The 13,438-nt window shown below is 60.4% G+C and carries 10 protein-coding genes; all 10 read right to left on the bottom strand.

The genetic code is table 11. From position 1 onward, the window contains the following. Complete coding sequence (gene eno / locus PDR5_RS05720; protein WP_064593797.1) at positions 1-1,290, bottom strand: phosphopyruvate hydratase; 1,290 nt, start codon at positions 1,288-1,290, stop codon at positions 1-3. A 156-nt stretch (positions 1,291-1,446) separates the two neighbouring features. Continuing rightward, positions 1,447-2,292, bottom strand: coding sequence for a 3-deoxy-8-phosphooctulonate synthase (gene kdsA / locus PDR5_RS05715; RefSeq protein WP_007954807.1), 846 nt, complete (start codon positions 2,290-2,292; stop codon positions 1,447-1,449). Between the two features lie 5 nt (positions 2,293-2,297). Beyond that, positions 2,298-3,929, bottom strand: a complete 1,632-nt coding sequence (locus PDR5_RS05710; protein ID WP_011332696.1) for a CTP synthase — start codon at positions 3,927-3,929, stop codon at positions 2,298-2,300. A 274-nt stretch (positions 3,930-4,203) separates the two neighbouring features. Continuing rightward, entirely contained in the window at positions 4,204-5,532 is a 1,329-nt protein-coding gene (gene tilS, locus PDR5_RS05705) for a tRNA lysidine(34) synthetase TilS (protein WP_064593794.1), read from the bottom strand. A gap of 146 nt (positions 5,533-5,678) precedes the next feature. Next, positions 5,679-6,626, bottom strand: coding sequence for an acetyl-CoA carboxylase carboxyltransferase subunit alpha (locus PDR5_RS05700; protein ID WP_011332694.1), 948 nt, complete (start codon positions 6,624-6,626; stop codon positions 5,679-5,681). A 139-nt stretch (positions 6,627-6,765) separates the two neighbouring features. Continuing rightward, complete coding sequence (dnaE, locus tag PDR5_RS05695; protein WP_039769683.1) at positions 6,766-10,287, bottom strand: DNA polymerase III subunit alpha; 3,522 nt, start codon at positions 10,285-10,287, stop codon at positions 6,766-6,768. Between the two features lie 76 nt (positions 10,288-10,363). Next, a complete protein-coding gene (gene rnhB, locus PDR5_RS05690; protein ID WP_064379016.1) occupies positions 10,364-10,990 on the bottom strand; it encodes a ribonuclease HII in 627 nt (208 codons plus the stop codon). A gap of 11 nt (positions 10,991-11,001) precedes the next feature. Continuing rightward, positions 11,002-12,132, bottom strand: coding sequence for a lipid-A-disaccharide synthase (gene lpxB, locus PDR5_RS05685; protein ID WP_064593792.1), 1,131 nt, complete (start codon positions 12,130-12,132; stop codon positions 11,002-11,004). A 2-nt stretch (positions 12,133-12,134) separates the two neighbouring features. Next, positions 12,135-12,911, bottom strand: coding sequence for an acyl-ACP--UDP-N-acetylglucosamine O-acyltransferase (gene lpxA, locus PDR5_RS05680; RefSeq protein ID WP_007954792.1), 777 nt, complete (start codon positions 12,909-12,911; stop codon positions 12,135-12,137). Next, positions 12,908-13,348, bottom strand: a complete 441-nt coding sequence (gene fabZ / locus PDR5_RS05675; protein ID WP_003222142.1) for a 3-hydroxyacyl-ACP dehydratase FabZ — start codon at positions 13,346-13,348, stop codon at positions 12,908-12,910. The genes lpxA and fabZ overlap by 4 nt, the downstream gene beginning before the upstream one ends. Positions 13,349-13,438: the final 90 nt, after the last annotated feature.

Here is a 13,438-nt window from a genome sequence, read left to right as displayed (position 1 = left end):
TCAGCCGCGAAACTCGCTGCGACCGTTGTACTTGGCCTTGCCATTCAACTGCTCTTCGATACGCAGCAGTTGGTTGTACTTGGAAACACGGTCGGAACGGCACAGCGAACCGGTCTTGATCTGGCCAGCCGAAGTACCCACGGCCAGGTCGGCAATGCTCGAGTCTTCGGTTTCGCCGGAGCGGTGCGAGATCACGGCGGTGTAACCGGCAGCCTTGGCCATCTGGATGGCTTCCAGGGTTTCGGTCAGGGTGCCGATCTGGTTGAACTTGATCAGGATCGAGTTGGCGATCTTTTTATCGATGCCTTCTTTCAGGATCTTGGTGTTGGTCACGAACAGGTCGTCACCGACCAGTTGGGTCTTCTCGCCGATCTTGTCGGTGAGGATCTTCCAGCCAGCCCAGTCGGACTCGTCCAGACCGTCTTCGATCGAGATGATCGGGTAACGCTCGGTCAGACCTTTCAGGTAGTCGGCGAAACCTTCAGCGGTGAACACCTGGCCTTCGCCGGACAGGTTGTACTTGCCGTCTTCGAAGAATTCGCTGGCTGCGCAGTCCAGAGCCAGGGTCACGTCGGTGCCCAACTTGTAACCGGCGTTGGCAACAGCTTCGGAGATCACTTTCAGTGCGTCTTCGTTGGACGCCAGGTTCGGCGCGAAACCACCTTCGTCACCGACGGCGGTGCTCAGGCCACGGGCCTTCAGCACAGCTTTGAGGTGATGGAAAATCTCGGTGCCCATGCGCAGACCTTCCGAGAAGGACTTGGCGCCAACCGGCTGAACCATGAATTCCTGGATGTCGACGTTGTTGTCGGCGTGTTCGCCACCGTTGATGATGTTCATCATCGGAACCGGCATCGAGTACACACCCGGAGTGCCGTTCAGGTTGGCGATGTGTGCGTACAGCGGCAGGTCCTGATCTTGCGCAGCCGCCTTGGCCGCAGCCAGGGATACGGCGAGGATGGCGTTGGCGCCCAGGGTCGCTTTGTTTTCAGTACCGTCCAGCTTGATCATCGCGTGATCCAGGGCTTTCTGGTCGCTTGGGTCGGTGCCCAGCAGCAGATCGCGGATCGGACCGTTGATGTTGGCTACCGCCTTGAGCACGCCCTTGCCCAGGTAACGGCTCTTGTCGCCATCACGCAGCTCGAGCGCTTCACGCGAGCCAGTGGATGCACCGGACGGCGCACAGGCGCTGCCGATGATGCCGTTGTCGAGAAGCACGTCCGCTTCCACGGTGGGATTGCCACGGGAGTCGAGAACTTCACGACCTTTGATGTCGACGATTTTTGCCATTGTTGTAAACACTCCAAAGTTGACGAAAACGACGCAGCTAGAGGAAATCTTTTTACCGTCGGCAAGTGGTGTGCAGCGGGCAGCTTGCAGACGACAACGCTCATACCCGAGGGCATGAGCGACAAATCGTGCGGTACTTTACCGGAGAATTGAGGTTTACGCGGTTTCTACCGTCGGAAAACTCTTCACCAGTTCGTCCAGGGCTTTGAGCTGGGCCAGGAATGGCTCCAGTTTGTCCAGACGCAAGGCGCAAGGGCCGTCGCATTTGGCGTTGTCGGGATCCGGGTGCGCTTCGAGGAACAGGCCCGCCAGCGACTGGCTCATGCCAGCCTTGGCCAGGTCGGTGACCTGGGCGCGGCGACCGCCGGCGGAATCGGAACGACCGCCAGGCATCTGCAGCGAATGGGTCACGTCGAAGAATACCGGGTACTCGAACTGCTTCATGATGCCGAAGCCGAGCATGTCGACCACGAGGTTGTTGTAGCCGAAGCTCGAACCGCGCTCGCAGAGGATCAACTGATCGTTACCCGCCTCCACGCACTTGTTCAGGATGTGTTTCATTTCCTGAGGCGCGAGGAACTGGGCTTTCTTGATGTTGATGACGGCATTGGTCTTGGCCATCGCGACGACCAGATCGGTCTGGCGCGACAGGAAGGCCGGCAGCTGGATGATGTCGCAGACCTCGGCGACGACCGCAGCCTGATCAGGCTCGTGGACGTCGGTGATGATCGGCACACCGAAGGCTTGTTTGATGTCCTGGAAGATGCGCATACCCTCTTCCAGGCCAGGACCGCGATAGGAGGTCACAGAAGAACGGTTGGCCTTGTCGAAGCTGGCCTTGAACACGTAAGGGATACCGAGTTTTTCGGTGACCTTCACGTACTCTTCGCAAACCTGCATGGCCATGTCACGGCTTTCCAGCACGTTCATGCCGCCGAACAGCACCATGGGTTTGTCGTTGGCGATCTCGATGTCGCCGACGCGGATGATCTTCTGTGCCATCGTGGTTACGCCTTCTTCTGGTGTTGAGCCAATGCCGCTTTGACGAAGCCGCTGAACAGCGGATGGCCATCGCGTGGCGTCGAGGTGAACTCAGGGTGGAACTGGCAAGCGACGAACCATGGATGATCCGGCGCTTCGACCACTTCAACCAGCGCGGCATCGGAAGAACGACCGGAAATCTTCAGGCCGGCTTCAATGATTTGCGGCAGCAGGTTGTTGTTCACTTCGTAACGGTGACGGTGACGTTCGACAATCACATCCTTGCCGTAGCAGTCGTGCACCTTGGAGCCGGCTTCGAGCAGGCATTCCTGAGCGCCGAGGCGCATGGTGCCGCCCAGGTCGGACGCTTCGGTACGCACTTCAACGGCACCGGTAGCGTCTTCCCACTCGGTGATCAGGCCGACAACCGGATGGCCGCTGGCACGATCGAACTCGGTGGAGTTGGCGTCTTTCCAGCCCAGCACGTTACGGGCGAACTCGATGACCGCCACTTGCATGCCCAGGCAGATACCCAGGTACGGAACCTTGTTTTCGCGAGCGTACTGAACGGCAGTGATCTTGCCTTCCACGCCGCGCAGACCGAAGCCGCCCGGTACGAGGATCGCGTCGACGCCTTCCAGCAGCGCGGTGCCCTGGTTCTCGATGTCTTCGGAATCGATGTAGCGCAGGTTGACCTTGGTGCGGTTGGTGATGCCGGCATGACTCATCGCTTCGATCAGCGACTTGTAGGCATCCAGCAGCTCCATGTACTTGCCGACCATCGCGATGGTGACTTCGTGCTCCGGGTTCAGCTTGGCATCGACGACCTTTTCCCACTCGGACAGGTCGGCGCCATTGCATTGCAGGCCGAAACGCTCGACGACGAAATCGTCCAGACCCTGGGCGTGCAGTACGGCCGGGATCTTGTAGATGGTGTCGACGTCTTCCAGGGAGATCACCGCACGCTCTTCAACGTTGGTGAACAGCGCGATCTTGCGACGCGACGACACATCCACCGGATGGTCGGAGCGGCAGATCAGCACGTCTGGTTGCAGGCCGATCGAACGCAGTTCCTTCACGGAGTGCTGGGTCGGCTTGGTCTTGGTCTCGCCAGCGGTGGCGATGTACGGAACCAGGGTCAGGTGCATCAGCATCGCGCGCTTGGAGCCGACTTCCACACGCAGCTGGCGGATGGCTTCGAGGAACGGTTGCGATTCGATGTCACCCACGGTACCGCCGATTTCCACCAGCGCCACGTCGGCATCGCCGGCGCCCTTGATGATGCGACGCTTGATTTCGTCGGTGATGTGCGGAATCACCTGGATGGTTGCACCCAGGTAGTCACCACGGCGCTCTTTGCGCAGCACGTGCTCGTAGACACGGCCGGTGGTGAAGTTGTTGTTCTGGGTCATGGTCGTGCGGATGAACCGCTCGTAGTGGCCCAGGTCCAGGTCGGTCTCGGCGCCGTCGTGGGTGACGAACACTTCACCGTGCTGGAACGGGCTCATGGTGCCCGGGTCGACGTTGATGTACGGATCCAGCTTCAGCATGGTGACCTTAAGCCCCCGCGCCTCCAGGATGGCCGCCAATGAAGCCGATGCAATGCCTTTCCCCAAAGAAGAAACAACACCGCCCGTGACGAATATGTAGCGCGTCATGAAAAACCCTAGAAGTCTGCGTTAAAGCGGTCCGAGCCGCCGGGGAAAGCGAAGGAAGGCCGAAGCCCCCGATCACCTGCATTAATCACAGTGCACCTTTCAAAAAAACCGCCGCGTTGGGACAGACCGGAAGTGAAAACACCGGTACGTTGCTCGCTACACATTTTTTGGAATCGCCCAGCAAAGACTGCTTGGTAATCGGCAACTCCTGCAATTCAGGCGAATCCACAGAAGTTGTATCAAGAAGGGAGCGTAGTCTACCGGAATGCCCCCTTCATCTCAAACCTTGATCTTCGTCCGAAGGCTGCCAATGCAATCGCCAGCCTTCCAGCACATGGCCGTCGAGCCCCGGCAGGTTCGCCACGGCGAGCAATTCTTCACCGCGAAACAGCAGCGGCAATCTGCCACGCACGAAGCCCGGCACCGCGCGCTCATTAAGCAGGCGCTTGAGATCACGATGACCGCGATCCGCCAGATGCATCACCTCGCCGCCCTGCCGATAGCGGACTTGCAGCGGCCCGGCGGGAGTCTGACCGCTGAACATGACACGTCCGTTATCGGGCAAGCGTAGCGCCAGCAACGGCTCGTGCCAGTCGCCGCTGACCACCGGTGTACGCAACCATTGTCCGCTGAGCCACCACAGGCGACCGGCGCTTCGGTGCAGCTCGCCATCCGCCAGACGCCAGATCGGCGAGGCATCGTTGCCGGCGTCACGCACATCGACCCAACCCGACCAATGGTCGGTATCCGGCAGTCGGGTCAGCGGCTGAAGCCAGTGGCCGAGTGCATTTCGCTGACGGGCATCGGACAATTTCGCGATGGCCGCAAACTCCAGCGATGGCAATCCCGACCACTCGAACTCAGCGGGCAATTTCGCAGTAGCCAGATCGATTTGCGCCAGCTCATCGAGTAAACCTTGCGCCTCACGCAGATGCGCCGCGCTGCGGGCCATGCTGGCGTGCGCCTGAGGCCAGCGACCGCTCAGCAACGGCAGAACCTGATGCCGTAGATAGTTGCGCGAAAACTGTCGATCCTGATTCGAAGGGTCCTCGACCCAGCGCAAGCCGTGGTCCTGCGCATAGGCTTCCAGCTCGGCACGTGTGACGTCGAGCAACGGCCGCACCAGACTGCCCTGCCCCAGCGCTCGCGTGGCCGGCATTCCGGACAACCCACGCACGCCGGCGCCACGCAGCAGACGGAACAACAGCGTTTCAGCCTGATCATCGCGATGCTGCCCGGTCAGCAGCACATCATTGGCCTGAGTCGCCGCACTGAACGCCGCATAGCGAGCATCCCGTGCCGCGCGCTCTACACTCGCCCCCGGCTGCACCTGCACACGCTGCACTTGCAACGGCACCGACAGTTCGTCGCAGACATCCTGACAATGCGCCGGCCACGCATCGGCCGCAGCCTGAAGGCCGTGATGAACATGAATGGCGCTTAGCGCCGGAAGGGATTCGGTTTTGGCGAGATTGGCCAGGAGGTGCAGCAGAACGGTGGAGTCGAGGCCGCCGGAGAAGGCGATGCGCCAATGGGAAGCACCGAGCCAGGGCATGAGATTGCGCAGAAGCCTGGAAGGCAAATCAATCGAGGGCTGACCCATTTTTCTACCTTTTCACAAACCAAATGTGGGAGCGGGCTTGCTCGCGAAAGCGATGAAACAGCCAACACAATTGTTGAATGTTACATCGCATTCGCGGGCAAGCCCGCTCCCACAGTGTTTTGCATCGTTGGCCGAAACGGCTCGACTTAGAGACCGTAGCTCATCAGACGATCATAACGACGCTTGAGCAGCGCTTCGTTGTCGAACTTCTTCAGCATCGCCAGTTGCGAGCTCAGCTCGGCGCGGATCGATGCTGCGGCAGCGGCCGGATCACGGTGGGCGCCGCCCAGAGGCTCGCTGATCACCTTGTCGACGATGCCCAGACCTTTCAGACGCTCGGCGGTGATGCCCATCGCTTCAGCAGCATCCGGCGCCTTCTCTGCGGTTTTCCACAGAATCGAAGCGCAGCCTTCCGGCGAGATCACCGCGTAGGTCGAGTACTGCAGCATGTTCAACTGGTCGCACACGCCGATCGCCAGTGCACCGCCGGAACCACCTTCACCAATCACGGTGGCGATGATCGGGGTTTTCAGGCGGGCCATGACGCGCAGGTTCCAGGCGATCGCTTCGCTCTGGTTGCGCTCTTCAGCATCGATCCCAGGGTACGCGCCCGGGGTGTCGATGAAGGTCAGGATCGGCATCTTGAAACGCTCGGCCATTTCCATCAGGCGGCAGGCCTTGCGGTAACCTTCCGGACGCGGCATGCCGAAGTTGCGGCGTACCTTTTCACGCACTTCACGGCCCTTCTGGTGACCGATCACCATCACTGGCTGGTCTTCCAGACGTGCCACGCCGCCCACAATGGCCGCGTCGTCGGAGAAGTGACGGTCACCGTGCAGTTCGTCGAACTCGGTGAAGATGTGCTCGATGTAGTCCAGGGTGTAAGGACGTTTCGGGTGACGCGCCAGACGTGCGATCTGCCAGCTGGTCAGCTTGCCGAAGATGTCTTCGGTCAGCGTCTTGCTCTTGTCCTGCAGGCGGGAGATCTCATCGCCGATATTCAGCGAATTGTCATTACCGACCAAGCGCAACTCTTCGATCTTGGCTTGCAGGTCGGCGATCGGCTGTTCGAAATCTAGAAAATTCGGGTTCATAGGCGTCCGTCTTGGGTCGTGTCCCAAATGAGCTTGGGCCGGCCGGTTGTCTATTCGCGCCCTACCTTAAGGGAGAGGCGCGCTGAGGTCGAGATTAAAAATTCAGGTTGTGGGCAGGCGCTTTGATGGCACCTCCCGGTCAACGGTATTGGAGGAAGACGTTGTCTCGCCCGAACTGGTCACGCAGGGCTTGAATCAAGGCATCCGCCGGGTCAATCCGCCAGGTCTCGCCAAACTGCAGCAAGGTCTTCGCATCGGGACTGGTGTATTCCATGGTGATCGGGCACGCACCGCGATGACGCTTGAGCAAATCACCCAACCAGCGTAGCTGATCGCCTTTCAGATCCTGTGTCTGCAACTTCAGGCGCAGGCTCTCGGCAAGATTGGTGCGTGCATCTTCCATGCTCATCACCCGCTTGACCCGCAGGCGCAGGCCTCCGGAGAAATCGTCGTTGCTGACCTCGCCTTCGACCACCACCATTGCGTCGGTCTGCAGCAGCGATTGCGCGGAGTGGAACGCATCGGCGAACAGCGATGCCTCGATCCGCCCGGAGCGGTCGTCGAGGGTGATGAAGCCCATCTTGTCGCCCTTTTTGTTCTTCATCACCCGCAGGGCGATGATCATCCCCGCCACGGTCTGGGTGTCCCGGGCCGGTTTCAGGTCGATGATGCGCTGGCGGGCGAAACGGCGGATTTCGCCTTCGTATTCGTCGATCGGGTGGCCGGTCAGGTACAGGCCCAAGGTGTCTTTTTCACCTTTGAGCCGTTCCTTGAGGGTCAGCTCTTTCGCCTTGCGGTGGACCGCGTAAACGTCCGCGTCTTCCTCGACGAACAACCCGCCGAACAGGTCGGCGTGACCACTGTCGCGGGTGCGCGCGGTCTGCTCGGCCGACTTGATCGCCTCTTCCATCGCCGCCAGCAGCACGGCGCGGTTGCGGTCGATATTGGCCTGGTAAGCCTTTTGCTCGTCATGGAAGTACGGGCCGAGGCGATCCAGCGCGCCGCTGCGGATCAGACCGTCCAGCGTGCGTTTGTTGATGCGTTTGAGGTCGACCCGGGCGCAGAAGTCGAACAGATCCTTGAACGGACCGGCCTGACGGGCCTCGGTGATCGCTTCCACCGGGCCTTCACCGACACCTTTGATCGCGCCCAGGCCATACACGATGCGGCCTTCGTCGTTCACCGTGAACTTGAACTCCGAGGTGTTCACGTCCGGCGCGTCGAGGCGCAGCTTCATCGTGCGCACTTCTTCGATCAAGGTCACAACCTTGTCGGTGTTGTGCATATCCGCCGACAGTACCGCGGCCATGAACGGCGCCGGGTAGTGGGCTTTCAGCCAGGCGGTCTGGTACGAAACCAGGCCGTAGGCGGCGGAGTGGGATTTGTTGAAGCCGTAACCGGCGAATTTTTCCACCAGGTCGAAAATGTTACCGGCCAGATCCGCGTCGATATTGTTCGACGCACAACCCTCAATGAAACCGCCGCGCTGCTTGGCCATTTCCTCGGGTTTCTTCTTGCCCATCGCCCGACGCAGCATGTCCGCACCACCGAGGGTGTAACCGGCCATGACCTGGGCGATCTGCATCACCTGTTCCTGATACAGGATGATGCCGTACGTCGGCGCCAGTACCGGCTGCAAACCTTCGTACTGGTAATCCGGGTGCGGATACGCAAGCTCCGCGCGACCGTGCTTACGGTTGATGAAGTCATCCACCATGCCCGATTGCAGCGGGCCCGGACGGAACAGGGCCACCAGTGCGATCAGGTCTTCGAGGCAGTCGGGCTTGAGCTTTTTGATCAGCTCTTTCATGCCGCGGGATTCAAGCTGGAACACCGCGGTGGTTTCAGCTTTTTGCAGCAGCTGATAAGTCGGCTTGTCATCCAGAGGGATGAACGCGATGTCCAGCGGCGGTTCGTTGACCTTGGCGCGGTCACGGTTGATGGTCTTCAGCGCCCAGTCGATGATCGTCAGGGTCCGCAGGCCGAGAAAGTCGAACTTCACCAGACCGGCCGCCTCGACGTCGTCCTTGTCGAACTGGGTCACCAGACCGTCGCCGGCCTCGTCGCAATAGATCGGCGAGAAGTCGGTCAGCTTGGTCGGCGCGATCACCACACCACCGGCGTGTTTACCGACGTTACGCACCACACCTTCGAGCTTGCGCGCCATCTCCCAGATTTCCGCCGCTTCTTCATCGACCTTGATGAAGTCGCGCAGGATTTCTTCCTGCTCGTAGGCTTTTTCCAGGGTCATGCCGACTTCGAACGGAATCATCTTCGACAGGCGATCGGCCAGGCCGAACGACTTGCCCTGGGCCCGCGCAACGTCGCGGACCACAGCCTTCGCCGCCATGGAACCGAAGGTGATGATCTGGCTCACCGCGTTGCGGCCGTACTTTTCGGCCACGTAGTCGATCACCCGGTCGCGACCATCCATGCAGAAGTCGACGTCGAAGTCGGGCATCGATACCCGTTCCGGGTTGAGGAAACGTTCGAACAGCAGGTCATATTCCAGTGGGTCGAGGTCGGTGATCTTCTGTACATAGGCCACCAGCGATCCGGCACCCGACCCCCGGCCAGGACCCACCGGCACGCCGTTGTTCTTGGCCCACTGGATAAAGTCCATCACGATCAGGAAGTAACCGGGGAACCCCATCTGGATGATGATATCCAGCTCGAAATTCAGCCGGTCAACGTAGACCTGACGCTTGGCCTCGTAGTCCTCGGTGGTGTCCTTGGGCAGCAGCACGCTGAGGCGTTCTTCCAGCCCATCGAACGAGACCTTGCGGAAATACTCGTCGATGGTCATGCCATCGGGAATCGGGTAATCCGGCAGGAAGTGCTTGCCCAGCTTCACATCAATGTTGCAACGCTTGGCGATCTCGACGGTGTTCTCGATCGCATCCGGCAGGTCGCTGAACAGCTCGGCCATTTCCTCGGCGCTTTTCAGATACTGCTGGTCGCTGTAGTTCTTCGAACGCCGCGGATCGTCGAGAGCCCGGCCCTCACCGATGCAGACGCGGGTTTCGTGGGCGGCGAAGTCTTCCTGCTTGATGAAGCGCACGTCGTTGGTGGCTACCAGCGGCGCGCCGAGCTTGTCGGCCAGGGCCACGGCGCCGTGCAATTGTTCTTCGTCGTTCGGACGATTGGTGCGCTGGATTTCCAGATAGAAGCGATCCGGGAACACTGCCATCCATTCGCGCGCCAGGGTTTCAGCTTCGGCGGGGTTGCCGCCGATCATGGCCATGCCGATCTCGCCTTCCTTCGCGGCGGACAGCATGATCAGGCCTTCATTGGCCTCGGCGACCCACTCGCGCTCGATGATGACCATGCCGTTGCGCTGACCGTCGATGAAGCCACGGGAAATCAATTCGGTCAGGTTGCGATAGCCCTGGGCATTCATGACCAGCAGGCTGATGCGGCTCAGCGGACCATCCGGGTCCTTGTTCGACAGCCACAGGTCGGCGCCGCAGATCGGCTTGATCCCGGCACCCATGGTGTTTTTATAGAATTTGACCAGCGAACACATGTTGTTCTGGTCGGTCACCGCAACGGCCGGCATGCCCATGCCGGTCAGGGCCTTGACCAGCGGCTTGATCCGCACGAGCCCATCGACCAGGGAGTATTCAGTGTGCAGGCGTAGATGAACGAATGAAGCCGGCATAGTGATCCTGTCCAGTTACATAGAGACAACAAGGCCCGGATTGTACCGGGCCCCGAACAAAACATCAGCCTTGCCGCTAAACCTGCGTCAGGCCTTCCAGCGCTTCGTAAGCCTGACGCACCGGGGCAAACGAACGCCGGTGAATCGGCGTCGGCCCGAGGCGTGACAGCGCTTCCAGATGAACGGGGGTCGGATAGCCTTTATGGCCGCCGATGCCGTAACCCGGGTAGATCAATTCGAACGCCGCCATCTCGCGGTCGCGGCTGACCTTGGCCAGAATCGATGCCGCTGCAATCGCCGGCACCTTGCCGTCGCCCTGCACCACCGCTTCGGAACGCATCGGCAGTTTCGGGCAGCGATTGCCGTCGATCATCGCCAGTTTCGGCTGGATGTGCAGGCCAGCGACCGCGCGTTGCATCGCCAGCATGGTGGCGTGAAGGATGTTCAGCTCGTCGATTTCTTCGACCTCGGCGCGGGCGATGCACCAGCTGAGCGCCTTCTCGCAGATTTCGTCGTAGAGCTTTTCGCGCTTGGCTTCGGTGAGTTTTTTCGAGTCGTTGAGACCGAGGATCGGCCGATTCGGATCGAGGATCACCGCTGCGGTGACGACTGCTCCGCACAACGGACCGCGACCGACTTCATCCACGCCGGCCACCAGCTCTTCGACTTCGGCGACCAGGGTGAAATCCAGACCCATCTGCATGCTTGTCTTGCTCATCGTGTTTGCCCGATCAGGTTCAGAACGGCGTCAGCCGCCTGATTGGAAGCGTCCAGGCGTAGAGTGCGATGGATCTCGTCGAAGCCACGGGTCTGCTCTTCGCCACCGTCGATCAATGGCGACAGGGTCTGGGCAAGCGCCTCGACCGTCGCATCATCCTGCAACAATTCCGGCACCAGCAGTCGCTGGGCCAGCAGGTTCGGCAGGGAGACGTACGGACTCTTGACCATGCGTTTGAGAATCCAGAACGTCAGCGGCGCAAGACGGTACGCCACGACCATCGGGCGCTTGTACAGCAGCGCTTCCAGCGTGGCAGTACCGGATGCAATCAGAACCGCGTTGCACGCCGCCAGCGCCAGATGGGATTTGCCATCGAGCAGGGTCACTGGCAGATCGCGGCCAGCCAGCAATTCTTCAAGCTGGGCACGACGCTCGGGGCTGGCGCACGGGATGACGAAACGCACACCCGGGCGCATGGCCCGCAAGCGTTCGGCGGTATCAAGGAACAACGCACCCAGACGGCTGACTTCGCCGCCCCGGCTGCCCGGCATCAAAGCCACCAGCGGACCGTCCGGCAGACCGAGTTCGGCACGCGCGGCGGCGCGATCAGCCTCCAGCGGAATGGTATCGGCCAGCGTATGGCCGACGAACCGCACCGGCACGCCCTTCTCTTCGTAGAAGCTGGCTTCGAACGGCAGCAGCGTGAGCATCAGGTCGCAGCCTTCGCGGATCTTCAGCACCCGCTTCTGCCGCCACGCCCACACCGATGGGCTGACGTAGTGCACGGTCTTGATTCCGGCCTGACGTAGCTTGAGTTCGATATTGAGGTTGAAATCCGGTGCGTCGATGCCGATGAACACATCCGGTTTTTCAGCGATAAGCGTAGCGATCAGGTCTTTGCGGCGCTTGAGCAGTTCACGCAAGCGTCCCAGGACTTCCACCAGGCCCATGACCGACAGACGCTCCATCGGAAAATAGGATGTCAGGCCTTCGGCCTGCATCAGCGGGCCACCGACACCGATGAACTCCACCGCAGGGTGCTGTGCCTTGAGGGCACGCATCAGGCCTGCGCCCAGAATGTCACCGGAAGCCTCCCCCGCCACCAGCGCAATACGCAGATTAGCCATGGTCAGCGGGTGATGCCGCGGGTCGACGACTGGATGGAGTCACGGAACATCGCGACCTCCGGGAACTGGGCGGACGGCTCGGCCAGTTCGGCCAGCGCCTGCTCGACGGTCAGTCCCTGGCGATACACCGTTTTGTACGCACGGCGCAGCGCGTGAATGGCGTCTTCGCTGAAACCGCGACGGCGCATGCCCTCGAAGTTCATGCTGCGCGCTTCGGCCGGGTTGCCGAATACGGTGACGAACGCCGGGACGTCCTTGCCGATCGCTGTACCCATGCCGGAAAAGCTGTGGGCGCCAATGTGGCAGTACTGATGAACCAGGGTGAAACCGGACAGGATTGCCCAGTCATCAACGTGCACATGGCCGGCCAGCGCGGTGTTGTTGACCAGAATGCAGTGGTTGCCGATGACGCTGTCATGTCCGATGTGAGCATAGGCCATGATCAGGTTGTGATCACCCAGAGTCGTTTCGGAACGATCCTGAACGGTGCCACGGTGGATTGTCACACCTTCACGGATGACGTTGTGGTCACCGATCACCAGACGGGTTTCCTCGCCCTTGTATTTCAGGTCCGGCGTGTCTTCGCCTACCGAGGAAAACTGGTAGATGCGGTTGTGCTTGCCGATACGGGTCGGACCTTTGAGGATCACGTGTGGCCCGATGACCGTACCCTCGCCGATTTCCACACCTGCACCGATGATCGACCACGGGCCGACCTCGACGCCATCAGCCAACACGGCTGACGGATCGATGATTGCGCGAGGGTCAATCAAACTCATAGCTTGCGTTCCGCACAGATGATTTCAGCCGAGCAGACCGGTTTGCCGTCGACCGAAGCCTGGCATTCGAACTTCCAGATCTGACGCTTGCAGCTGATGAACTTGGCTTCGAGGATCAACTGATCCCCCGGCAGCACTGGCTGGCGGAAACGCAGTTTGTCGGAGCCGACGAAGTAATAAAGGGTGCCGTCGGCCGGTTTCACGTCAAGCATCTTGAAACCGAGGATCCCGGCAGCCTGAGCCATGGCTTCGATGATCAGCACGCCCGGCATGATCGGGTGCGCAGGGAAGTGACCATTGAAGAACGGTTCGTTGATGCTGACATTCTTGTAGGCGCGAATGCGCTTGCCTTCCGTATCCAGCTCCACTACCCGGTCCACCAGCAGGAACGGGTAACGGTGAGGCAGGTATTCGCGAATCTCGTTGATGTCCATCATTTCGGGGGGAAGCCTATGTAAAGATTGGGAGCGCGACTGACGCGCACTCCTCTAGCAAGTCAAGGAGGCAGTCCAGAGGCTGTGCACACT

Source organism: Pseudomonas sp. DR 5-09 (assembly GCF_001655595.1).
Classification (GTDB): domain Bacteria; phylum Pseudomonadota; class Gammaproteobacteria; order Pseudomonadales; family Pseudomonadaceae; genus Aquipseudomonas; species Aquipseudomonas pharyngis.
This window is presented reverse-complemented; position numbering and strand designations above follow the sequence as displayed.

Excerpts from the sequence above, each read along its gene's own strand:
- eno (WP_064593797.1), bottom strand. The coding sequence starts at position 1,290 with ATGGCAAAAATCGTCGACATCAAAGGTCGTGAAGTTCTCGACTCCCGT.
- kdsA (WP_007954807.1), bottom strand. The coding sequence starts at position 2,292 with ATGGCACAGAAGATCATCCGCGTCGGCGACATCGAGATCGCCAACGAC.
- PDR5_RS05710 (WP_011332696.1), bottom strand. The coding sequence starts at position 3,929 with ATGACGCGCTACATATTCGTCACGGGCGGTGTTGTTTCTTCTTTGGGG.
- tilS (WP_064593794.1), bottom strand. The coding sequence starts at position 5,532 with ATGGGTCAGCCCTCGATTGATTTGCCTTCCAGGCTTCTGCGCAATCTC.
- PDR5_RS05700 (WP_011332694.1), bottom strand. The coding sequence starts at position 6,626 with ATGAACCCGAATTTTCTAGATTTCGAACAGCCGATCGCCGACCTGCAA.
- dnaE (WP_039769683.1), bottom strand. The coding sequence starts at position 10,287 with ATGCCGGCTTCATTCGTTCATCTACGCCTGCACACTGAATACTCCCTG.
- rnhB (WP_064379016.1), bottom strand. The coding sequence starts at position 10,990 with ATGCAGATGGGTCTGGATTTCACCCTGGTCGCCGAAGTCGAAGAGCTG.
- lpxB (WP_064593792.1), bottom strand. The coding sequence starts at position 12,132 with ATGGCTAATCTGCGTATTGCGCTGGTGGCGGGGGAGGCTTCCGGTGAC.
- lpxA (WP_007954792.1), bottom strand. The coding sequence starts at position 12,911 with ATGAGTTTGATTGACCCTCGCGCAATCATCGATCCGTCAGCCGTGTTG.
- fabZ (WP_003222142.1), bottom strand. The coding sequence starts at position 13,348 with ATGATGGACATCAACGAGATTCGCGAATACCTGCCTCACCGTTACCCG.